The 23,623-nt window shown below is 33.0% G+C and carries 19 protein-coding genes and 1 pseudogene; 16 read left to right on the top strand and 4 right to left on the bottom strand.

Going from position 1 to position 23,623, the window contains the following annotated elements:
• Positions 1–157 precede the first annotated feature (157 nt).
• From AD998_17255 to AD998_17235, 5 genes and pseudogenes are all read left to right on the top strand, one after another.
• Complete coding sequence (locus AD998_17255; protein KOY87646.1) at positions 158–2,344, top strand: hypothetical protein; 2,187 nt, start codon at positions 158–160, stop codon at positions 2,342–2,344.
• A gap of 32 nt (positions 2,345–2,376) precedes the next feature.
• A complete protein-coding gene (locus AD998_17250) occupies positions 2,377–3,894 on the top strand; it encodes a hypothetical protein (GenBank protein KOY87645.1) in 1,518 nt (505 codons plus the stop codon).
• Positions 3,895–3,962: 68 nt separating this feature from the next.
• Positions 3,963–4,982 (top strand): exopolyphosphatase, encoded by a 1,020-nt coding sequence (locus tag AD998_17245; GenBank protein KOY87644.1) that lies wholly within the window; start codon positions 3,963–3,965, stop codon positions 4,980–4,982.
• Between the two features lie 238 nt (positions 4,983–5,220).
• Positions 5,221–5,901, top strand: a pseudogene (locus tag AD998_17240) (hypothetical protein).
• Between the two features lie 8 nt (positions 5,902–5,909).
• Entirely contained in the window at positions 5,910–6,821 is a 912-nt protein-coding gene (locus tag AD998_17235) for a hypothetical protein (GenBank protein KOY87643.1), read from the top strand.
• Positions 6,822–6,854: 33 nt separating this feature from the next.
• Here AD998_17235 and AD998_17230 read toward each other — a convergent pair whose 3' ends face one another.
• The 4 genes from AD998_17230 to AD998_17215 all read right to left on the bottom strand — a co-directional run bounded on the left by AD998_17230 (position 6,855) and on the right by AD998_17215 (position 10,626).
• On the bottom strand, positions 6,855–7,796 hold the full coding sequence (locus tag AD998_17230) for a hypothetical protein (GenBank protein ID KOY87642.1): 942 nt from the start codon (positions 7,794–7,796) through the stop codon (positions 6,855–6,857).
• A 6-nt stretch (positions 7,797–7,802) separates the two neighbouring features.
• Complete coding sequence (locus AD998_17225) at positions 7,803–8,324, bottom strand: adenine phosphoribosyltransferase (protein KOY87641.1); 522 nt, start codon at positions 8,322–8,324, stop codon at positions 7,803–7,805.
• 144 nt (positions 8,325–8,468) lie between these two features.
• Positions 8,469–9,770, bottom strand: a complete 1,302-nt coding sequence (locus tag AD998_17220; protein ID KOY88266.1) for a hypothetical protein — start codon at positions 9,768–9,770, stop codon at positions 8,469–8,471.
• A gap of 172 nt (positions 9,771–9,942) precedes the next feature.
• A complete protein-coding gene (locus AD998_17215; protein KOY87640.1) occupies positions 9,943–10,626 on the bottom strand; it encodes a hypothetical protein in 684 nt (227 codons plus the stop codon).
• 128 nt (positions 10,627–10,754) lie between these two features.
• On the opposite strand from AD998_17215, the gene AD998_17210 reads away from it, so the two are divergent.
• The 11 genes from AD998_17210 (at position 10,755) to AD998_17160 (ending at position 23,619) form a co-directional block, all read left to right on the top strand.
• Positions 10,755–11,525, top strand: coding sequence for an SAM-dependent methyltransferase (locus tag AD998_17210; protein KOY87639.1), 771 nt, complete (start codon positions 10,755–10,757; stop codon positions 11,523–11,525).
• A 69-nt stretch (positions 11,526–11,594) separates the two neighbouring features.
• Complete coding sequence (locus AD998_17205) at positions 11,595–12,689, top strand: hypothetical protein (GenBank protein ID KOY87638.1); 1,095 nt, start codon at positions 11,595–11,597, stop codon at positions 12,687–12,689.
• Between the two features lie 6 nt (positions 12,690–12,695).
• Positions 12,696–13,862 carry a hypothetical protein gene (locus tag AD998_17200; GenBank protein ID KOY87637.1) on the top strand — a complete coding sequence of 389 codons (1,167 nt, stop codon included), beginning with the start codon at positions 12,696–12,698 and terminating at the stop codon, positions 13,860–13,862.
• Positions 13,863–13,932: 70 nt separating this feature from the next.
• Positions 13,933–14,280 carry a PadR family transcriptional regulator gene (locus AD998_17195; protein ID KOY87636.1) on the top strand — a complete coding sequence of 116 codons (348 nt, stop codon included), beginning with the start codon at positions 13,933–13,935 and terminating at the stop codon, positions 14,278–14,280.
• Positions 14,277–14,933, top strand: coding sequence for a hypothetical protein (locus AD998_17190; GenBank protein KOY87635.1), 657 nt, complete (start codon positions 14,277–14,279; stop codon positions 14,931–14,933). Before AD998_17195 ends, AD998_17190 begins: the two co-directional genes overlap by 4 nt.
• Positions 14,934–15,003: 70 nt before the next feature.
• On the top strand, positions 15,004–15,972 hold the full coding sequence (locus AD998_17185; protein ID KOY87634.1) for an ADP-L-glycero-D-manno-heptose-6-epimerase: 969 nt from the start codon (positions 15,004–15,006) through the stop codon (positions 15,970–15,972).
• Between the two features lie 147 nt (positions 15,973–16,119).
• A complete protein-coding gene (locus AD998_17180; GenBank protein KOY88265.1) occupies positions 16,120–16,743 on the top strand; it encodes a hypothetical protein in 624 nt (207 codons plus the stop codon).
• A gap of 17 nt (positions 16,744–16,760) precedes the next feature.
• A complete protein-coding gene (locus AD998_17175) occupies positions 16,761–17,429 on the top strand; it encodes a hypothetical protein (GenBank protein KOY87633.1) in 669 nt (222 codons plus the stop codon).
• A gap of 203 nt (positions 17,430–17,632) precedes the next feature.
• Positions 17,633–18,880: a hypothetical protein gene (locus AD998_17170; protein ID KOY87632.1), complete on the top strand. Its 1,248-nt coding sequence runs from the start codon at positions 17,633–17,635 to the stop codon at positions 18,878–18,880.
• Between the two features lie 69 nt (positions 18,881–18,949).
• Positions 18,950–22,102: a molybdopterin oxidoreductase gene (locus AD998_17165; protein ID KOY87631.1), complete on the top strand. Its 3,153-nt coding sequence runs from the start codon at positions 18,950–18,952 to the stop codon at positions 22,100–22,102.
• 38 nt (positions 22,103–22,140) lie between these two features.
• Positions 22,141–23,619 carry a hydrogenase gene (locus tag AD998_17160; protein ID KOY87630.1) on the top strand — a complete coding sequence of 493 codons (1,479 nt, stop codon included), beginning with the start codon at positions 22,141–22,143 and terminating at the stop codon, positions 23,617–23,619.
• Positions 23,620–23,623: the final 4 nt, after the last annotated feature.

The raw sequence follows: 23,623 nt of genomic DNA, 5'->3' as shown, positions 1-23,623 counted from the left end.
GTTCATTAAGATTCATTTGAACATCAGAAAGAATAAAGTGTAATATTTTTTAGAAAGGATTTTTGTTTTCTATAAAAATTTCATTTCTTTACTAAAAAGGTTCTTGAACTTTGGTTCTGAACCTTTTTAGTTTAGATACACCACAAATTTATTCTCTATGGCTCACCCCAATCTGCTTACAGCCACTCGTAAGCCCCTAGATATTACCTTATCTATTAAAGAAGGTAATGTCCCTGAAGATATGAATGGTTTTGTTTTCATCAATTCTGGTGCAGGGAGCATTAATTCCAATGGCTTACCCTTCCCTGAAAAGCTCTCGGATGGTTCTCCAAATCCTGAATATGGATCACCTGTTATCAATGGTGATGGATATGTATTCAGGTTTGATTTAACAGAAAAAGGAAAAGTTAAATTAAAAACAGATGTACTTAAAACACCTTGTTATTATGCTGATGTTGGTACAAGCCCTATTGTAAATACAAAAGACAATCGTTTTTGGAACATGGCTTTCAAAAATTTTGGATTGGCTCGTATTTCTACACAATTGGGAACAAGAGACCAAATCAATACTGCTTTTACGCCATTTAAATTACCCAACGATAACCAATCAAGGATTTTAGCCACTTTTGATGCTGGCAGACCCTTCGAGTTCGACCCTGCTCAAATCAAGCTTATTACTCCAATTGGAAAAAATACTTTTTGGCAATCGGGAATGCCTCCATTCATGAAGCAACCTATTGCCATGGTACTCACAACAGCTCATCCTGTTTATGATCCAGAAACAAAAGAAGTATTTACAGTCAATTTTACGAAAACAACCAAAGCCCTCATGGAGGCAACTACTATTTTTGATAGACTATTGCCAGATGATATAGAAAAAGCAGAGTTAGATTTATTGGGGAAAGTAGAGCAATGGGAGCAAAGAGAAACAAATCAGGATTTATATTTGGAAGTAGAACATTTTTTTAAAGATTTTTATAAAAAAATAGATAGATCTTGGGTTGGAAAGTTTTTTGACTGGGTTGGGGACGTATTTTATAAATATATTGGGCATTATTTTACTCATAAAAACAATGTATTCTTGATTCGTTGGCAAGGAGAAAAAGACCTAAAAAGTTGGAGAATACTAGACCCAGAGGGGCAGGGTATTCAAATTAATCATAATATGCACCAAATAGGGTTTTCTAAAGACTATGTATTATTGGCAGATACCAATTTTAAGTTTTCTTTCGATATTATGATAAATAATCCATTCCCACAAAATCCAAGGATAGACGCTTTCTTGAGAAGACTCATTAGTGGAGTAATGGAAGATTATTCTACCTTATACATTGTCAATAGAAAAGATTTAGACGTAAAAAAGAAAAATGTCAAAGTCAAAAGAGTCGTGTTACCAGTTGAAACTGTCCACTTTTCTGCTAATTATGCAAACCCAAATGGTGTAGTTACGGTTCATACAGCCCATAATTGTTCTGCCTGCCCTGCTGAGTGGATTCGTAATTATGATGTATTAAAAGCTACAGGCGAACGAGTGGATAAAGAAAGACTTGGGTTAATATCTGTGGGAGAAATGGATATAGGTAAAATAGGTAAATGTGTGATAGATGTAAATAAAGGTGAATTGATTGATGATCAAACAAAATTCCTTTATTTGACAGGAGATTTACAAAAACCTGATACAGGACCTCATACATGGGCTGTAGGACTTTATACTTACAGAGAAATGCTCTCTCCAGAACGCAATATAGATAAAATAGAATACGTTTATTGGCAAAGCTATGGATTGTCCAAACAAATGCTTACAGAGTTTATCTACAATTTATACAAAAGCCCCAAACGTCATAGAACGTTTTCAGCAGAAGAAATGTTGGAGTTTACGAAGCAAGAAGCTCCTTTTGTACTCGAATGTGTTGATACCAATGTAATGGAAGCTACAGACTACTATCTTTTCCCTAAAGATTATTTTATGTGGTCTTTGCAGTTTGTGCCTCGTGGTGTACGTAATACTAATATTCCTGAACAAAAAGATGGTTATATCTTGTGTACAGTAGTTACCACAATTGTTAATGAACAAGGTAATAAAGAATATAATTCGGAAATCTGGTTTTTTGATGCAAACAATTTAAAGCAGGGGGCAGTTTGTAAATTGGAACATCCAGAACTTACATTTGCATTTACAATTCATTCTGTTTGGGTACCTGACGCAAAAAGTGTTTCTCAGCCCTCCTATGTACTTAACATTAGAGATGATTATAACGCAATGATTCAGAAGATGGGTAAAAAATATAGAACTGAAGCTCAACAACTTTTTGATGAGTATGTATATCCAAATTTTAATAATTAATAAAACAAAAAATAACCAGCAAAAACGTCACTATGGAGGATATTAAAGGTGTATTAAACATCAATTTGGAGCAGGAATGGGAGAAAGAATATAAAAGGTTAGGAGAAATGTATGCTTTTTGGGGAGCAGTAATGGTGATTATTTTTTATCCAACAGCCATTTTTCCTGAGCTCAAACTTGCTAAAAATAATGAAACATTATGGTACATGTTTCGAGCGATGCCCTCTGTAGTGGTGGGTATAACTCTAATTCTTTATAGAACGCTCAAGTTTAAACATGAAATTGTATTTGAAGTTATAGCTTTGGCAATTTTTACGGCAGGTTCTTATCGAGCAAATTGTGAGGATTGGATAGCCCATTTGATTAATTATATCATTTTATTTATGACATCAGCTGTGCTGACAGTCCTGAAACCATATTATTATATTATTAATTTTATAGGGGTTGTGATACTGAATGTCACTTTTTACATGATTTTTTGTCAAAAAAGTTTTTACAGTTTTTGGACACAAAGAGACTCAGCCTTATTTATTGTTTCTGGTATGGCTTCATTTGCAATGGCTATTTTTAGATATAGAATCTTAAAAAATAATTTCCAGCAACGTTTTGCTTTGAGACAAGCAATGAATGAACTTACCTTTAAACATACACAATTGTTGGATGCCCAAGATGAATTACAAAATAAGAATGAAGAGATTACCATTCAAAATGAGCAACTAAAACATCAAAAAGAAGAAATTTTAACTCAAAGAGATGAAATTGAACTGCAAAAAAATGAAATAGAACGAAAAAATAGAAATATCATCAGCAGTATCAATTATGCTAAAAGAATACAAGAAGCTGTATTACCAACTAAAACTGATTTAAAAGAAATTTTTAAAGATCATTTTGTTTTGTATCAACCTAGAGATATAGTTAGTGGTGATTTCGTTTGGGTAATTCGAGAAGAAGACTATGTGATATTTGCTGTGGCAGATTGTACAGGACATGGAGTTCCAGGGGCTTTTATGACTATGTTGGGGAGTAATATGCTCAATAACATTGTTTTAGCTAAAAATATAACAAAACCTAGTGAAATTTTGCAGGAGTTGGATAGGGAGGTTTTGTATATGCTTAAACAAGATACTAGTGGTTCTCAAGATGGTATGGATATTACTCTGTGTCACATTGATTTAAAGAATCGAAAAATGCAAATGGCATCTGCTCATAACTCTTTAGTATATATTCAAGAAGAAACCATTCATATTATTAAAGGGTCTATACATGGCATAGGTGGCAATTTTGAAGATAGTAAAGTTTTTGAAAATCATGAAATTGATTTAAGCATGACAACTACTTTTTATATGTTCTCTGATGGTTTTCAAGACCAATTTGGCGGTGAGAAAAATAGAAAGTATTCATCTAAAAAGCTTTATCAATTATTATATCAAAATCATCTTCTGCCTATGGAAGAACAATATAATATCTTACATCAGGAAATCACGGGTTGGATGAATGGGCACATTGAATCTCAAATCGATGATATAACAGTGGTGGGAATTAGAATCTAAATAATAACCTGAAAATCTTTGGTTTTGAGAATAAAAATTTTCAATTTTACGCCCTCAATTTTGGAGTGATGGATAATTTGAAACAATTAAAAGAATTTTTATTTAAACCTAAAAATATAGTTATCACTACACACCACAAACCTGATGCAGACGCTTTAGGGTCTGCATTGGGTTTGTCGGGGTATTTGAAAAAATTAGGACATACTGTAAAAGTAATAAGCCCAAGTGATTATCCAAGGTTTTTATTTTGGTTACCTGATAACGAATCTGTAGTTTGTTTTGGTAAAAATAATATAAATGAAATCAAAGAGATTGTAGCAAGTGCAGACCTAATTTGCTGTCTAGATTTTGGGTGTTATCCTCGATTAGAGCAAATGGGTAGTATCTTCGAAAATGCTAATAAACCAGTTTTACTCATTGACCACCACATCAACCCTACTATTAAGCCTACATACAATTATCATGATGTAACAGCAGCTGCTACTGCTCAACTTATATATGAACTTATAGTAGAGTTGGGTGATAAAGATAAGGTTGATATAACTATTGGAGAAGCCTTGTATGCAGGAATCCTGACAGATACAGGCTCATTCAAACATCCATCTACAACCAAGAAAGTACATCAAATAGCAGGAGAATTGATTGATATAGGAGTCAATACCTCCAAAGTACATAATAGAATTTATGATAATAACTCTGAAGAACGTTTGCGTTTTTTGGGCTATATGCTAAGTAATAAACTCAAAGTTTTACCTGAATACAGAGTAGCTTATTTTACAGTTTCTGCGGAAGAATTAAAGAAATTTAATTCACAAACAGGAGATACAGAAGGTGTTGTAAATTATGCACTATCTATTGAAGGAATGGTCATGTCAGCAATTATGATAGAACGCAATGACAGTGTAAAATTATCTTTTCGCTCAGTTGGAGATTTTTCTGTTAATGATTTTGCAGGTAAATATTTCAATGGTGGTGGACATAAAAATGCTGCTGGTGGAGCATCATCACTTTCTCTATCACAAACAGAAGCTAAATTTTTAGAACTTATACAAAAACATCAAGAACAATTACTTCAAACCAAAAACTAAAAAAATGAAATTCTTTGTTTACGTATGCCTTTTGGCATTAACTTTTACTGCTTGCGAAGCTCCTCGTCAAATGAATGGAGAAACTACACTCCCTTCAGGTATTAAATACAAAATTGTAAAAAGAGATGATAAAGGGCAAAAAATTAAAGAGGGAGACTACATTGAGGTACATTTTTTAGGTTTAGTAGGAAATGATACACTAGAAAATAGCTATAAAGTAGCAAATGGTAAGCCTCAAATGCTAAATGTAATACCCGTAAAAGGAATGCCTTCTGAAGTTTTGCCTTCACTACAAATAGGTGATAGTGTCATGATTTCTGTAAATAGAGATACTTTAATGAGAAGAATGAATGATCCCCGATTGACTAAATATAAAGACAAGCCTAATACAGAGTATGTAAAATATTTTTTAAAAATATATAGCATCAAAAGCAAAGAAGCTTTCCAAAAAGAAATGATGGAGCAAGAAAAGAAAGCTCAAGAAGAAATGGCAGTCAAAGCGAAAAAGGCAGAAGCAGAAGAAAATGGAAAAATGGAAGAATATGTGAAAACTTCAGGCATTACTTTTACACCAACTGCCACAGGACTTAGATACATCATTACACAGAAAAAAGATGGCGTTCAAGCAAAAGCAGGCGATTCTGTAACTGTACATTATACAGGTAAATTTTTAGATGGCAAGGTATTTGATAGTTCTCTTAATAGAAATGAGCCATTCCAATTTGTTTTAGGTACAAATTCTGTAATAAAAGGCTGGGATGAGGGTATTGCTTTACTTAAAAAGGGTGAAAAAGCAACCTTACTAATACCTTCTACGTTAGGTTATGGAGCAACGGGTGCAGGGAATGGTGTCATTCCTCCATTTAGCCCACTTGTGTTTGAAGTTGAACTTATAGATATTAAATCAGCCAAAAAATAATAATTAACGTGAAAACATCTTTTATTTTTCTTTTAACTATAACTATCGTTTCTTTTTTTTCGTGTAAACGTGAAAATGAAGAACAAAACTTTGTAGATGATCAAACTGCACGCAATGAACAGGAAATTTTGAGTTACATAGCTACAAAAGGACTGGATATGCAAAAAGACGAAAATGGTATTTACTATAAAATTTCAGGTACACGTGCTGGAGAATCACCTGATACTACATTTAGATATGTAGAGCTGAAGTATGAAATTCGTTTGATTCCCAATGATACGCCTGTTGATACTAACTATAAACTGAGTGGTACAAAAAAACTGATAGCTCCTATTACCAACCCTGCCACAGGTCGTAATGCTATCATAAGCCCTCGAGGAATAGATGTTTTTATGCAGTTGGGTAAGCAAGTGATTTTTAAAGGACAAAAAGCTACTTTATTACTCAATCATACCCAAGGTTTTGGAACAGCATCAACGCCATTTTTACCTCCATATTCTGCTCTACGCATTGACTTAGAAGTAGTAGATGTAAAGACAGAAGAACAATACATCAGTGAAAGACTACAAAATTTGGGACTTACAGCAACCCAAAATGTAGATGGTGTAATCTACGCTCGTTCACAAATTGGCTCAGGGCAGGATGTAGTGAAAGATTCTTCTAAAGTTACTGTAAAATATATTGGACGTAGGATAATAGAAAATAATATCTTTGATAGTGGGCAAAGCTTTACTTTTCAACCATATACAGGTGTTATTACTGGTTGGAAAAAAGGAATTCCTCTCATGAAGAAAGTAGGAGAAAAAGGATATTTACTCATGCCCTCTAAATTAGCTTATGGCTCAACAGGAACGGGAAATATATTTCCTTATACGCCCTTGTATTTTGAAGTAGAGATATTGAATGTCAGCAATGAATAGAATAAAAAAGGAACTGTATTTGCAGTTCCTTTTTTATTTGAAATCTTTATAAAAACTTAGTTTTAAACAACTTTGTGAACCTAAATTTTCTTTGAAACGAATCAGCCCTAAATTTGGGTAATTATTATCAGTAGAAATCCCTAAATCCAATAATTTAAACTGATTTTTTTGACAAAACTGATGTAAGCCTTTGGTGAGCATCACGATGGGGCTATAAGCTAAATAGTCAGGATGGTCAGCAGGATAGAAATTATATAAAATATCCTTATTAATAGCAATAGCCACTGTTAGAGCTATGATTGTATCATGACTCTTTATTACAAAAACATGATATTGATCTTTGAATAAAGAAATAGTAGTTTTAAATGCTTCTAAAGACATTGAAATAGGATAGTTTCGTCTTTTTCTACAATCCGCTATAAATTGATAAATTGTATCTACATCAAAATCATCAAGCCTTTCAAAAATAAATCCTGATTGAAGACACTTTTTGAGTTTTCTTTTTTCTGAGAGATGAATTTTTTCTCCAAATGCTATATGATCAATGGCTATAAAGTGTGTAAGCTCTGACTTATAAATTTGAAAACCTTTTGAAAGCAGTATTTGAGTGGTAATATGGCTTATTTTGGTGTTGTAACTAAAGGGATAATGAGTAATCTTGAGTTTTTCTAAGCTCTGATTATTACAAAAAGAGATAATAAACTCAATAAAACTTAAAATCTCCTCATAATGTAAACTTTCTACACCTTCAATACCTCCAAATGCCATTTGATATGGACTCAAACCATATTTTCTTTCAATAAAAAGGTTAAATAAAAGGTAAATTTTTCCATCTTTTTCACCCCAGAGCACATAAGAATCCTTACAATTTTGGAGACTTAAATGTTTTGGTGTATTGAACAAAAAAGGCTCAAAACTGTAAGAAAAGTTTACTTGTTGTAAAAAAAATGATAGACTTTCTACTTTAAAATCCACAGAGTTTTATTCTTTATCATATCTGAGTACAGAAACTATATCATAGCTTTCTAATTTATCTCTACCATTCAAGAAAGCCAACTCCACCAAAAAAGAAACTTGCATTATAATACCTCCCGCTTGCTTAATCAGTTTACAAGCTGCTTCGGCTGTTCCACCTGTAGCCAATAAGTCGTCATGTAATAATACTTTTTCACCTTTAGAAATAGCATCTTGATGCATTTCTAAGGTATCTTCACCATATTCTAATGTGTAAGATTGTGAAAAAACTTGAGCAGGCAGTTTCTTTGGTTTACGAATAGGTACAAAACCAACTCCTAAACGCTGAGCAAGCAACGAACCAAACATAAAACCTCTTGACTCAATAGCAGCTACTTTTTGAATTCCTAAGTTCTTAGAAAAATTATAAAGCATATCTCCAGCAGTTTTAAAGGCTTCTGGATCTTTGAGTAAGGTGGTAATATCTTTGAATACAATACCAGATTTTGGAAAATCTCTAACATCTCGTATGAAATCTTGTAAGTTCATAACTTTTATGAATTGAAGTTTTAGTAAAAAATACGTCAAATGACGTATTGTATAATGCATGTTTATATATTAAAATTGAGAGTTAGATGCAAATTGAACATTGTTTGCAAACAATAAAATAGTTTTGTAGTAAAAAGACAAGCATTACTCTTTGAGTATTGCTTGTTTGTTTTTTACGCCTAATATATTGACTCCTATCGTACATTCCAAACATTTTTTATGAGAACAAGAAGTATTATATTGTTCTATCAAGGCTTGTGAATCAGCAGAATTCTTAATATTAGCACCTAATTTCTGCCATTTTTCTATGATATGATTGATTTCAGCGGGTATTTTTTCTAAAAAATCAATGGCTTTATCCATCAAATCTTGCCTTTTACTTTCTTGGGAATACAAGACCATCAAAGGAACAATTGTATTAATTACGATATTTTCAATACTGCCTTTTCCCAATTTAGAAGGAGCTTTTTCTTGGGTTATATTTCCAAATTGGTAATGACTTTGCCAGTACTCAGAAACATCAGCGTCTAAAATTCTCTTGAGCGTTTTAAATTGCTCTGCATACAATAAAACAGAAAATAAGTTTGCATTTTTATGTAATAATTGAGCAAACTGAGCCAAACGAATGGTTGGAAAATTGGCTGGTCTTAAACGCAAAAAATTCCATTCACTTTTTTCGATAGAATCAAGCTGATATTTAGCTTTTAAAAATTTATATTCTTTCTGAAGTGTTTCAAAATAAGCATCTTGTGTATCTCCTTCTAGAAAACCTGCCTGTCCAAATAAAAGAGCTTCAATTTGTATTAGATTATCTCTGTGTTTCAAAATGTATTTGAGTGGTGTTTGTTCTGCCAATCTCAAAAAAGCATGGCTATTGATTTTAAAACCAAAATTTTGAGCAAGTAAACGATATGTAGTTTCTTCCCAATCTTTTTCACAAGAGAGCCAAATGTTTCTTGCCAAGTCTGCTTTTTTCTCAAGTCTCTGAATCAGGGCTTTATCCATCATCATAAACCAGTACAGAGGTTCTCCTTCAAAAATGAGAGCTTCACAAGGTATATCTTTTTGATTTTCAGAAAGATACTTGTACTGATGAAAAATATTACTTTTTACATGATTTTTAAGTTCTAAGGTAGGTATCAATGAACCATCAGCTCTTTTGATGGGTATGTCGTTTTCCCAAACTACATGCAAAACTACCCGATTATAGCGTTCATTATTTTGATGTTGGTGTTTTTGCCAATCTGAAGCTTTGATGTGAATTTCAACATCTCCTTGCCACTCTATTTGATCAATTTTTACATGAGCGTGTTCAAAATCTGCTCCTGCGTTGGTATTATGGATACCTCTGTTCAAAATTTCTACGGTTTCATTTTCTGTGGTTTTGAGGCGATGAGGCTCAAAATATTGATATTGCCACAAAAAATGCAAAAATGATTCTTGCATCATAAAGTTTGAGTTATAGATTTTTATACATGACATCCGAACGCAAAGCATATTTTGTGCCAAGTAATACGGGACTACCTTCATGCCTCTGTTCATGTATAAAACATAACGCCATTCCTGTGATGGGTTTAAATTTTAACACTCTTAAATATTTGTTTGTTTCAGGATGTAATTATTTGACTCTTTCAAACTTTCTGCCATTTAAAATAATATACTTTTCATTTTCTTCTATTTTAGCTTCACTAAATGGCATTTGTTTATAATTTGCTGGGTTATGAGGAGGTGAGTATATATAAATATAAACTATAAACTCTTCATATTTATCAAAATCTTGAATGACTTTGATGGGTTGAAAGCTATACTCTCCCAGTCCAAATATTTTTATAAAGTCTGTTCCCTTTAAATTATTGAATATAACAGGTTTTTCATCTGTAATTGTTATACCATCCCCATCTTCATCAAAATTTTTAATTACACTGGCATATAAAGCTAATTTCATAGTGTCTATTTCTTCTTCATTGGTATAAAATTTAAAAGATTTTTGTTTTTTTGCTTTTAATACATTATTTGTTTTCTTTTCCACTTTTGTAATGTGTGGTAATAGTTGTATAGTATCAGAAACTTTGATGGGATTTCTTCTAAATAAAATTTTATCATTTTTTGTATTGAATGTTCCCTCATAGTATTCATAAGTATAAGTGATATGAAAAATATTTTGTATTAAATACATAAATATTTTATTTTCAAATAGTAATAATTTGTATGAAAACTCATACAAATCACCATTGTAAGAATGGTAAATATATTCTTTATACTTATTTTGTGTAAAAGCTAAATGGTTACACAAACAAAACATAATAAGAAAAGTTGTTTTTTTGAACATTTTGAACAAGATTTATCATAAGAGACTTTAAATCAATATAAGCATTTTTCTCTTTGATAAACAAAAGAAACATTATATTTGCAGACTGAAATCAAAGTCAAATGAAATATATTATTAGTTTTTTAATAAGATTTGTTCCTCGTAAATATTTACAATTGGTTAGTGGTATAGGTTTAAAGTTTTTAGGCTTATTTTACAGAGGTAATAATGTAGAATGCCCTATTTCTGGCAAAACCTATCGAAAATTTTTGCCCTATGGCAGAATACACCCAAGAGAAAATGCTCTCTGTCCCGATTCTCAGTCTTTAGAACGTCATCGTTTGATGTGGTTGTTTTTAAAAGAGAAAACAGATTTTTTTCAGGCTCCACTCAAAGTATTACATATTGCTCCAGAAGTTTGTTTTATTCATAGATTTGAGAACCTCAAAAATTTACAAGAGTATATCACTGCCGATTTAGAATCGCCACTTGCCAAAGTGAAAATGGATATTCATAAAATGCCTTTTGAGGATAATCATTTTGATGTGGTATTTTGCAATCATGTTATGGAGCATGTAGAGGACGATTTGCAAGCTATGCGTGAAATCAGAAGAGTATTGAAACCTACGGGTTGGGCTATTATTCAATCACCTATGGATTTGAGCTTGGCAACTACCTATGAAGACAAAACGATTACTTCTCCCCAAGAAAGAGAAAAGGCATTTGGACAAAACGACCATGTACGCATGTACGGACGTGACTATGCCCAGAGACTTTCTTTGGCTGGTTTCAGAGTGGTAGAAGATGAATATGTAAAACAACTTCCTCCTGAAAAAGTAAAAAGATATGCTTTGCCTGCTGATGAAATTATCTATCATTGCTTTAAAAACTAGCTCAAAATTTCATAGAGGCATAATATTAGAGAAATGTTTTTTCATTATTTTTAGAAAAAAACAAAATATATGCGATTATTATTGTGTTTAAGTGTGCTTATCCTTTTGGTTTCAAGTTCCAGTAAAAAGCCTTCTAAATGGGGTTTTTTTGCACATAAACGAATCAATCGACTGGCGGTGTATAGTTTACCACCCGAAATGATACGTTTCTATAAATATTATATCACAATTCTCACAGAAGAAGCTATTAATCCTGATGCTCGTAGAAATGCAGTAGAAGGTGAGGCAGAAAGACATTATATTGATGTAGACATCTATGATAAGTTTTATAATGACAGTGCAGTTTACAAACTACCTCGTTATTGGAATCAGGCTGTAGAACGCTTTACAGAAGATACGCTAAGAGCCTATGGAATAGTACCTTGGCATATCGAAAAAATGAAACGAGATTTGACAAATGCCTTCAAACAAAAAGATACAAGAAGAATTTTACGTATTAGTGCTGATATGGGGCATTATATTGCTGATAGCAATGTACCACTCCATACCACAGAAAATTATAATGGACAAAAAACGGGACAAGTAGGAATTCATGGCTTTTGGGAAGCTCGTTTACCAGAACTTTTTTCTGATGATTACGACTTGCTTGTTGGAAGAGCCGAATACATCAAGAATACTCAACTGAAAGCTTGGAGTTATGTAATCAATGCACATACTGCTTTAGATTCTGTTTTGAGATTTGAAAAAGAACTAACAAATCAATTTCCTGAAGATAAGAAATTTGTATTTGAAGACAGAAATCGAATAACTATTCGTACTTATTCAAGAGAGTTCTCAAGAGCCTATCATCAACGCCTCAACGGACAAGTGGAGAAACGCTTTAAGGCATCTGTGAAAGGTGTAGCGGACTTTTGGTATACAGCTTGGGTAGATGCAGGGCAACCCGATTTGGATAAACTCATTGATGCACTTTCCAATGAAGAGTTACAAAAAGAACTTGAATTGGAAAAAGAGCAATGGAAACAAAATAAATATACACCTCGCCCTCATGACAATGCTGCTCTTCAGTATGAAGGATACTTAGAAAATAACACTTGTTGTCATGTAGCTCATCAGAAAACACCAAAATTCGGTCAAAGGAAACTGAAAGGTCATTCAAAGTAAGATTTTATGAATGATGAAAAAGTACATTCATATGGTCAACTTTATAAAACTTTTGGGCTTTGTTTTTTTCGAAAACGTATTATAGGAGGGGCTAAAGGTTTTTTATATCCTCTTGGATTACAAGATTGGGTTGTGCAAGCCCGTTATTTACTAACACAAATAACACCAAAACATATAAGAGATATGTTTTGGTGGAAAGAAATATTTACTGAAGAATATTTCATTTATTCTATTGAATATCCAGCTGTTTGGCTAGCTGGTTTATTACAAGATGAATATAACTATACAAATGTAGTTAATAATATACCTAAGCAAAACACCAATAATTTTTTTGATTGTGTATATTATGCAACTTTATTGTTGTATGATAAAAAAGAGGTAAATGAAATTTTTATTGATATAATAGAAAAAGATAAAAAACCTTCACCTGATGGTTATCGTTCAGCATCTCACTTAGCATTTGCAGCATTAAGCATGTATGATGAAAAATATCAGACTAATTTTACTAATAAGTATATTGAGGCTGATTTAAAAAAACAACGAGCTTTTATACTTATAAAAGGAATATTAGATATGAGTGAAATACTTCGAGCTGATATTGAAATAAAAGATATTAAGGAATTTCAAAAAGAATTGCATGATTTTTTAATGATTACTACCCCTCCTGAATACTATTATAAAGATTTACTTAATTACTCTCCTATTGATACAATTACAAGAGAAGAAGCATTACAATATACATCACAAGAGGAAATTTTTTTAAAATGTGTTTATCCTGATTATTATCCTAGTTACAATATAATTAAAGGTAAACGACTATTTGAAAATATGGTGTTAGACTTTATTTCTTCAAATTGTCAGAAAAGTTATGCTTATGAATTAATGAAAGTTGCTTTATTATCAGACCATTACAGCGATTTACTTGCAGGAATTGAACTTGATTTTTATTATCAAATTCCAATAGAAGTAGTTGATATAGTATATACTAGAGTTTTAGAGATGTTACCACATTCAATAAGTCTGTATCAAAATTATGCTTTTAATTTACTTGTTAGAGGAAATAACTATGATGAAAAAGCTAAACAACTATATCAAAAAGCTGAAAAAATTAAGAAAAACATTTGTTACAAAGAAGACAATAAATATCGATTATATTATCCATTAAAGAAATAAAATAGAATTAATGAATAAAAAAAATGATACCTAATTTTGTTAGGTATCATTTTTTTTATATTTTTGTTTTATGAAACAAAATAACCCTATACTAAAAGGAAGCTTAACACTCATTATCCTTAAACTATTAGAAGAGAAAGGAGCAATGTATGGTTATGAGATTTGCCAACAAGTAAAAGAAATTACAGATAATACATTGCAAATTACAGAAGGAGCTTTGTATCCTGCTTTACATAAATTAGAAGCTGAGGGAACCATTAGCTCTTATACAGAAACTATAGAAGGAAGGACCAGAAAATACTATACACTTACACTTGAAGGTAGTAATATAGTTAAAACAAGAGTACAAGAATTTCTAGATACTCTTAAAAGCGTAGAAAGCATTTTATCATTGCAATCCAAATTGAAAACAATATGAAACTAACAGAAAATGAGATAGAAGATATTCGTAGGAAATTAGCGATTCCTTTATCCAATAAAGAGTTCATAGAAGAAATAACAGATCATTTTGTATTGGATATAGAACATCAGATGCAAAATGAAGCCATATCTTTTGAAAAAGCTTTTACAATAACTAAAAATAATTTTGGAGGAGTGGATGGCTTAGTAAAAATGCAAAATCATTATCTTAAGAGATACCAAAAAATGATTATAAAAGATTTATCATGGATGAGTTTTAAATCTTTATTTACCTCTCCAATAGGTGTTTTTTGGACTTTCCTGATGGGTTTGGGGTGTTATTTTTATGAAGAAATAATAACTTGGAAATACACTCCAGTTACTTTACTTTTACCTATTGTTGCATTATTGATAATCTATATTTTTCAACTTTATCAAAATAATGTTTTTAAATACTCTAACGAAAAAGTTGGAACTAAAGTAGGGTTGATAGTTTTTTCACACTTAATAGCTTTTCAGGTTTTTAATATTTATTTTAACCTATTCCATAATATCTTGAAAATAACACCTGTCAAACTCGATTTTGCAGTATATGGAATAGCTGTTTGGGTATTTTATGTAAGTATTCAGCAATTGAAAAATGAGAAAAAAAAATATTTAAAGAAGGTTTAAAAGAAAATAATTTTGATAATCTACTTGTGCCAATTAACTTGCAGTCATTTGGCAAATAGATTGAAAAAATATGATTGTAGTAACAGGTGCAGCAGGTTTTATAGGAAGTTGTTTGGTGGCAAGGCTCAACCAAGATAATTTCAATGCCATTATTGCTGTAGATGACTTTTCAAAGACAGAGAAGAACCCTAATTTAGAAGGGAAAACAATTAAGGAAAGAGTCGAAAGAGAACAATTTTTTGATTGGCTCAAAGAAAATCACAAAGAAGTTGAGTTTATTTTTCATTTAGGAGCAAGAACTGATACTACAGAATTTGATGTAAACATATTCAATCATCTGAATTTAGAGTACACAAAAAAAATGTGGCAAGCTTGTATAGAGTACCAAATCCCTTTAGTATATGCTTCATCTGCTGCTACTTATGGTTTGGGGGAGTTAGGCTATGATGATGATGAACAAAAAATTTCAAAACTAAAACCTCTCAATCCTTACGGACAATCCAAACAAGACTTTGATGTATGGGCTCTTGCTCAAAGTCAAAAGCCATTTTTTTGGGCAGGATTGAAGTTCTTCAATGTCTATGGTCCTAACGAATACCACAAAAACAGAATGGCTTCAGTAATATTTCATGCATTCAATCAAATTAAAGATACACAAAGCATGAAACTATTCCGTTCTCACCATCCAGATTATTTAGATGGTGGACAAAAACGTGATTTTGTGTATGTAAAAGATGTTGTGGAAGTTTGTATGTTTCTGATGCACCACCGCAAAGATTCTGGAATTTATAATTTAGGAAGTGGAAAAGCTCGTACATTCTTAGACTTAGCCAAAAATACCTTCAAAGCTATGGACATAGAACCTAAAATTAGCTTTGTTGATACACCTGCTGATATACGTGATAAATACCAGTATTTCACAGAAGCCAACATGAAAAAACTCAAAGCAATAGGCTATGCTAAACCATTCCATACACTGGAAGAAGGAATTAAAGATTACGTTCAAAGCTATTTGATACAAGACAGAAAAATCATGTAAACATGAATTTTACAAAAAATATTAAAAAAATGGTGAGTATACTATCATGTTTGCTCATCATTTTTTATTTTAACACTCAAAATAATAAGAACACTTTTGGAATTACCTAAATATACCATTTTAGTAGCTGGAGGCAGTGGCTCTCGGATGCAATCAGAAATACCAAAGCAGTTTTTATTGCTTAATGGAAAACCTATTTTATTTCATACCATAGAAAAATTTTATCAGATAAATACCCATATTGTAGTAGTTTTACCACAAAAAGATATGGATTATTGGGAAAAAATTTGTCAAAAGTATAATTTTTTAATACCCATTCAAACCATTGTAGGAGGGGCAACTCGTTATCAATCAGTTAAAAATGGACTAACTTGGGTGGCTACTCAAACGCAAGAAGCTTTGGTGGCGATTCATGATGGAGTTCGTCCATTGGTTTCTGATTCTGTTATTTTAAATAGCTTTGAAATTGCAAGTGAAAAAGGTTCTGCAATAGCTTCTGTAACTTTAAAAGATTCTATCCGAGAAGTTTTTGAAGATAGAAGTCAGAGTGTACCTCGAACAGCCTACAGGCTCATTCAAACTCCTCAAACATTCAGGTTTTCTGAAATTTGGCAATCTTTTGAGCGTGTTTCGGATAGCCCAGAAATCACAGATGATGCATCTGTTTATGAAAAAGCAGGTTTTGAGGTAACACTCATTGAAGGAAATTACGAAAACATCAAAATTACAACTCCTGAGGATTTAAAAGTTGCACAAGCTTTTTTATCATAAACCTAAACTCAAAAACTATGAAAAACACTTTTTGGACACTCATTATTTGGTTTTGTTTACAAAATACTATGTATGCTCAAAATCTATTTGAGTCTCAAAGCAGAACTGGTGAGACTCAAAACATAGAGGTAGTAATTAAGGATACGATAAACGAAATAAAAAAAGTTGATAAAGTAAATAAAACAGTAACCTTAAAGGCAACTCAAGAAAAAGCTCCTAAAAAACTACAATTGTTACAGAAAATACAAAGTATCAAAGAGGCTACAAGAATTAAAAAACATCTCAAAACAAATAGAATAGAACAAACGCCTCTAAAATCTCAAAAAAGAGCAGATACCATAGACACTTTTACTAAAATAGCTTGGTTTTCTTTGGGTTTAGCATTTTTCTTTTTGGTAAGATTGAATTTGCAAACTTTATGGCTTTTAGTAATTGGATTTGGTTATTTAGTTTTAGGAAGTCTTATTATGTGGCTGATAGCCAATCAAGATACATCTCAATGGAGTGGAATAGGATATATCATTGCATGGGGAATACTTGTAGTTATACCAGCATTTATTGTGATGTTTTTAGCAATATTTAGTTATTTGGCATTAGTGTGGCAGGCTGCTGTAGTATTCAATATTATTGGATTTTCTTTGTTGGGCTTAGGTTTGATATGCTTACTAATTGCCAATTTAATTTAGAAAACAAGCTGAAATTTGTTTAGAATTATTCTAAATTACTCATTTGTTTTTTAGTAAAAAATTGTAAATCAGTTTTTTGTAAAAAAGTATAGCAAAAATGGAACTAAAAAGCCGAATTTGTTTGAAATGGAGTTTGCGAATAAAAAAACGCCTATTATTTTTGTAAGGCTAAAAAAACGTAGATTTAACAACCTTATATACCTATGCGATACTCTTCGGTCATTCAGGATATCAGAAAATTGACAGTAATACTGGCTATTTTCGTTCTTGGTATGCAAGTAGCATTTGCCCAAAACCCAACTGCGGGAAAAGGTGATGTTGCAAAAGGCAAAGACTTGTTTGCAAACAATTGTGCAAGTTGCCACAAAATTCACCAACCTTCAACGGGTCCAGCCCTAGCAGGGATTACTGCTCGTCGTAATGAAGCTTGGCTACAAAAATGGATTCGTAACTCTCAATCTGTTATCAAAAGTGGAGATGCTTATGCTGTGAAACTCTACAATGATTGGAATCAGACAGCCATGAACTCCTTCCCTGATCTTACGGATGGTGACATCAAAGATCTTTTGGTTTATGTGGAGTCTGTACCTAAACCTGTAGAACCAACTGAGACTGGAGGTAAGAAAGTTGATGGAACAACAGCAGAATCAGGCTCAACCAACATTATCTTAGGTGCTTTGGTAGTGGTGTTATTGGTAATTCTTATTGTATTATTAGTACTTACCTCATTACTTACTCGTTTGCTCAAGCAAAGAGATGATTTAGATGAAGCTGACAAAGAGCAGGTAGAATCTAAATTCGATTTAGGTAAAGTTTTGGGTAGCAAAGCATTTTTAGGAGTACTTACAGCTGTTATTTTCTTAGCTGTTGCAAAAATAGGTATTGATAAAACAATGGATATTGGTATGCAACAAGGTTATGCACCTTCTCAGCCTATTCCATTCTCACACAAATTACACATTGGTAAATATAAAATTGCTTGTCAGTATTGTCATACTACCGTAATGAAAGGTAAATCTGCAAGCATCCCTTCTTCTAATATCTGTATGAATTGCCATAATGCTATCAAAAATGGCTCTCCAGAAATTCAGAAGATTTATACAGCTATTGAGAAAAACCAACCAGTACAATGGATACGTGTTCATAACCTTCCTGACTTGGTATATTTTAATCACTCTCAACATACAGTAGCTGGAAAAGTAGCTTGTGAGCAGTGTCATGGTAAAATTGAAGAAATGGAAATTGTTCAACAACGCTCTCCGCTTACAATGGGATGGTGTATTGATTGTCACCGCCAGACACTTGTTAGTTACACAGCAAAAGATGCTAATGGCAAAGATGCTTTAAACCCTTACTATGAGAAATTGTTGGCTTTCCACAAATCTAAAGGAAAAACACAATTCAAGGTTGAAGATATAGGTGGTTTGGAATGTTCTAAATGTCATTATTAAAAAACTTCGGGAACTTAGTGAAATACTAAGTCCCTTTTCTCAATTAAACGAAGGTTCAATCATAGCAATATGGAAAACAAAAAGATATACTGGAAAGGTTTTGAAGAACTTACAAATGATTTGGAGTTCGTAAAAAAAGCAGAAAAAGAATTTCCTGACTTTTTACCTATCGCCGAAAAAGATGAAGATAATAATACGTCTCGTCGCGATTTCTTAAAGCTTATGGGCTTTGGAATGGCAGCAGTTTCTTTAGCTGCTTGCGAGGCTCCTGTGAAAAAAGCTATCCCTTATCTCAATAAACCAGAAGATATTGACCCAAGTATCCCTAACTATTATGCAAGTACATACTTCCAAGATGGTGAGTATTGTAGCATTTTAGTAAAAACTCGTGAAGGTCGTCCTATCAAAATTGAAGGAAATACACTTTCTAAGGTTACAAAAGGTGGTACATCTGCAAGAGTACAATCTTCAGTATTAAATCTTTACGATTTAGAAAGATTAAATTCTTTCATGGAAGGTGGTAAAAAAGCAAGTAAAGAATCTATAGATTCAAAAATTTTATCAGCTCTTCAAGGTACAAATGGAACAATTTATATTGTCAGCAACACAATTATTAGCCCTTCTACGAAGTCTGTAATTGCTGAATTTGCTAAAAAGTATCCTTCTACTAAGCATGTAAGCTACGATGCAGTTTCTGCTTATGGTATCTTAAAAGCAAATGAAAAATCTTTTGGAACATACGCATTACCTACTTACGATTTCAGCAAAGCTGAAACAATTGTAAGTATCAACGCTGATTTCTTAGGTACTTGGTTGGCTTCTATCGAATATAGCCGTCAATATACACAAGGAAGAAAGCTTAGCAAAGAAAAGAAAACCATGTCAAGACATTATCAGTTTGAAACAGGTTTATCTTTAACAGGAGCTAATGCAGACCACCGTGTAGTTATTCGCCCTTCTCAAGAAGGATTGGTAGTTGCTCAACTTTATAACGAAATTGTAGGAGGCGGAACAAGCTCTATCACAGATAAAAATATTGCAGAGAAGATCAAGAAAGCTGCGGATGACTTAAAAGCTCAAAAAGGACGCTCTTTGGTTGTTTGTGGTTCTAATGATGTAAATGTACAAATACTTGTCAATGCTATCAATGATGCCTTAACTAACTATGGTTCAACACTTAATGTTGGTCAAGCAAACTATACAAAGCAAGGCAATGATGAAGAGATGGCTAAATTTGTAGAAGATTTGAAAGGTGGTAGTGTAGGTGCAGTAATTTTCTATGGAACAAATCCTGTTTATGATTATCCTAAAGGTAAAGAAATAGCAGATGCCCTTAAGAATGTAGCTGTAAGTATTTCTTTCTCTGATAGAATAGATGAAACTTCTAAATTATGTAAATTCATCACTCCTGATACAAATTACTTGGAATCATGGAATGATGCGTTCCCTACAAATGGACATTATAGTTTAACACAACCTGCTATTTCTCCAATTTACCCAGAGGGAACTCGCCAAGCTCAAGATTCATTCTTAGTTTGGGCTGGTAGCAAAAATAACTATTATGACGTTTTAAAAGGTTTTTGGAAAGCAAATATTTTAAAAGGTCAAGCTTTCAATGAAGCATGGACGAAAGCACTACATGATGGTGTTTATGAAACTGATGCAAAAGTTGTAACAGCTGTTGTAACGCCTAAAGATTCAACTCAGAAAGAAACAAAACCTACTCAGGAAGTAAAACCTACGCCTACTACAAATGTAGCATTTAAAGGTGATACTACTGGAGCTCTTTCTGCTGTAAGTAGTGCCTACAAAGCTGATAATGCAAAAACTGAGTTAGCAATTTATCAAAAAATAGGTATAGGAAGTGGTGCAATGGCTAATAACCCTTGGTTACAAGAGTTTCCCGACCCTATTACAAAAGCAACTTGGGATAACTACGCACAAATCTCAAAATCTTATGCTACTCAACTAGGTGTAGAAACTGGTAGCATGGTAAAAATTACGGTAGGTGGTAGCTCTATTACATTGCCTGTAATTGTTCAACCTGGTCAGCAAAAAAATACAATTTCTGTTGCATTAGGATATGGACGTACCAGCACAGGTAAATGTGGCAATGGTGTAGGACAAAATGTTTATCCTATGGCTTCTTTCCAAAATGGTAGCATTTTATATGCTGCTTATGAAGTAGCTATTACACCAGCAGAAGGCAAAGTAGAAATGGCATTGACACAGACTCACCAAACTCTTATGGGTCGTGGGCATGTGAGAGAGGCTAATCTTACAGAATATAACAAAAATCCAAAGCTTATTCGTGAAAAGTATGATATTTTTATCAATACATCAGAAGGTCCTAAAAAACCTACACAATTAACCATGTGGAAAGGACACGAAGAAGCATATAACAAAAATCATTGGTGGGGTTTAACCATCGACCTAAACTCTTGTACTGGTTGTGGAGCTTGTGTGATAGCTTGTCAAACAGAAAACAATGTTCCTGTAGTTGGTAGAGCTGAAATTATCAATGCCCGTGAAATGCATTGGATTCGTATTGACCGTTATTATAGTACGGATGCAAGTCTTGAAGACAAGAGTGTGAGTGGGTATAAAAAAATGGAAGACCCAGCAGAAAGCCCAGAAGTAGTGTTCTTGCCTGTTATGTGTCAGCATTGTAACAATGCACCTTGTGAAACAGTATGCCCTGTAGTTGCTACAACACACAGTTCAGAAGGCTTAAACCAAATGACTTATAACCGTTGTATTGGTACTCGTTATTGTGCAAACAACTGTCCATTCAAAGTACGTCGCTTCAACTGGTTCAACTATACAAACGATGAGAAGTTTACAAATGTAAACTTTATGAGTCAATCTGATTTGGGTAAAATGGTTCTAAATCCTGATGTAACAGTTCGTTCTCGTGGGGTGATGGAAAAATGTTCTCTTTGTGTGCAACGTATCCAAGCTGGTAAGTTAGAAGCTAAAAAAGAAAAACGCAAAGTGAAAGATGGTGATGTAGTAACAGCATGCCAACAATCTTGCCCTGCTGATGCAATTATTTTTGGAGATATGAACGACCCTGAAAGCAGAATCGCTAAAACAATTGGCATCACTAAAAACGAGCAAAAAGATATTGTTTTGGAAGATGATAGAGCATATCACTTATTAGAAGAAATTAACGTGAAGGCTAATGTAACTTATTTAGCAAAAATCAGAAACAAGGCTTAATTTTTAACATTTTATCTAATTCTAACAGAAATATATTTATGCAGGTAACATCAGCCATAAGAGAACCTCTTGTAACAGGTGGCAAAACGATGCATGACATCACTGAAGACATCTGTAAACGAGTGGAGGAAAAACCAAGTATGAGTTGGCTCATTGCTTTTGGCTTTTCTGTGATACTTTTTATAATAGGATGTCTATCTCTCGCTTCAACTTGGTGGTACGGAATAGGTGTTTGGGGATTGAATAAGACTGTAGGTTGGGCTTGGGACATTACCAACTTCGTGTGGTGGGTAGGTATTGGTCACGCTGGTACACTTATCTCAGCAATTCTTTTATTGTTCCGCCAAAAATGGAGAACATCAATTAACAGAGCAGCTGAAGCTATGACTATCTTTGCCGTACTTTGTGCTGGTTCATTCATTTTGATGCACATGGGGCGTACTTGGTTGGCTCATTGGGCTCTTCCTCTTCCTAATACTTATGGTTCTTTGTGGGTAAATTTCCACTCACCACTTGTATGGGACGTATTTGCGATTTCAACATATCTTACGGTATCAACAGTTTTCTGGTATGTAGGTTTGATTCCTGACTTAGCAACTATTCGTGATAGAGCAAAATTAACTTTAGAACAATATCCTTTATTAGCAACAGATACTCCTGCTGAAAGAGCAGAGAAAAAGAAGAATAGAAGAGCTATTTCTGCATTTATTTATGGAATATTAGCCTTTGGCTGGGAAGGCGGCTCTAAAGTTTGGGCAAGATACGAATATGTAGCTCTTATTTTAGCGGGTCTTTCTACACCACTTGTACTTTCTGTACACACTATTGTAAGTATGGACTTTGCTACATCAGTAATACCTGGTTGGCATACAACTATTTTCCCTCCTTACTTCGTTGCTGGAGCTATTTTCTCTGGTTTTGCAATGGTACTTACACTCATGCTTGTAACAAGAGTTGTGTATAAATTAGAAGATTACATTACAATGGAACATATAGATTTGATGAATAAAATTGTCATGCTAACGGGTTCTATTGTAGGGGTTGCATATATCACAGAGTTCTTCATTGCTTGGTATTCTGGTGTTGAAGCAGAAAGTTATGCTTTCTTAAACCGTATGTTTGGACCTTATTGGTGGGCTTATTGGGCAATGATGACTTGTAACGTAATTTCACCTCAGTTATTCTGGTTTAAGAGCATTCGTAGAAACCTAATTTGGACATTTGTTCTCTCTATTGTTGTTAATATTGGTATGTGGTTCGAGCGTTTTGTAATTATTGTAACCTCATTACATAGAGATTATATCCCATCAAGTTGGGTATATTTCCGTCCTACTATTTATGATGTCGGAGATTATGTATTTAGCTTTGGTTTATTCTTTGTTTGCTTCTTCTTGTTTGCTAAATACTTACCTGTAATTAATATGGCAGAAGTAAAAACAGTACTAAATTCATCAGATGAGTATGCTAAAAAAGTAGCAGAAGAAAAACTAAAAAAACAAGATGTTTTACAATCTTGATAAA

This window comes from bacterium 336/3 (assembly GCA_001281695.1).
Taxonomy (GTDB): Bacteria; Bacteroidota; Bacteroidia; order Cytophagales; family Thermonemataceae; genus Raineya.
Note: the sequence above shows the minus strand (reverse complement) of the source record. Positions and strands in the feature narration are given on the sequence as shown.

Excerpts from the sequence above, each read along its gene's own strand:
- AD998_17220 (KOY88266.1), bottom strand. The coding sequence starts at position 9,770 with ATGCAAGAATCATTTTTGCATTTTTTGTGGCAATATCAATATTTTGAG.
- AD998_17170 (KOY87632.1), top strand. The coding sequence starts at position 17,633 with ATGCGATACTCTTCGGTCATTCAGGATATCAGAAAATTGACAGTAATA.
- AD998_17160 (KOY87630.1), top strand. The coding sequence starts at position 22,141 with ATGCAGGTAACATCAGCCATAAGAGAACCTCTTGTAACAGGTGGCAAA.
- AD998_17225 (KOY87641.1), bottom strand. The coding sequence starts at position 8,324 with ATGAACTTACAAGATTTCATACGAGATGTTAGAGATTTTCCAAAATCT.
- AD998_17180 (KOY88265.1), top strand. The coding sequence starts at position 16,120 with ATGCAATCAGAAATACCAAAGCAGTTTTTATTGCTTAATGGAAAACCT.
- AD998_17245 (KOY87644.1), top strand. The coding sequence starts at position 3,963 with ATGGATAATTTGAAACAATTAAAAGAATTTTTATTTAAACCTAAAAAT.
- AD998_17210 (KOY87639.1), top strand. The coding sequence starts at position 10,755 with ATGAAATATATTATTAGTTTTTTAATAAGATTTGTTCCTCGTAAATAT.
- AD998_17185 (KOY87634.1), top strand. The coding sequence starts at position 15,004 with ATGATTGTAGTAACAGGTGCAGCAGGTTTTATAGGAAGTTGTTTGGTG.
- AD998_17255 (KOY87646.1), top strand. The coding sequence starts at position 158 with ATGGCTCACCCCAATCTGCTTACAGCCACTCGTAAGCCCCTAGATATT.
- AD998_17215 (KOY87640.1), bottom strand. The coding sequence starts at position 10,626 with ATGTTTTGTTTGTGTAACCATTTAGCTTTTACACAAAATAAGTATAAA.
- AD998_17250 (KOY87645.1), top strand. The coding sequence starts at position 2,377 with ATGGAGGATATTAAAGGTGTATTAAACATCAATTTGGAGCAGGAATGG.
- AD998_17175 (KOY87633.1), top strand. The coding sequence starts at position 16,761 with ATGAAAAACACTTTTTGGACACTCATTATTTGGTTTTGTTTACAAAAT.
- AD998_17195 (KOY87636.1), top strand. The coding sequence starts at position 13,933 with ATGAAACAAAATAACCCTATACTAAAAGGAAGCTTAACACTCATTATC.
- AD998_17205 (KOY87638.1), top strand. The coding sequence starts at position 11,595 with ATGCGATTATTATTGTGTTTAAGTGTGCTTATCCTTTTGGTTTCAAGT.
- AD998_17165 (KOY87631.1), top strand. The coding sequence starts at position 18,950 with ATGGAAAACAAAAAGATATACTGGAAAGGTTTTGAAGAACTTACAAAT.
- AD998_17190 (KOY87635.1), top strand. The coding sequence starts at position 14,277 with ATGAAACTAACAGAAAATGAGATAGAAGATATTCGTAGGAAATTAGCG.
- AD998_17200 (KOY87637.1), top strand. The coding sequence starts at position 12,696 with ATGAATGATGAAAAAGTACATTCATATGGTCAACTTTATAAAACTTTT.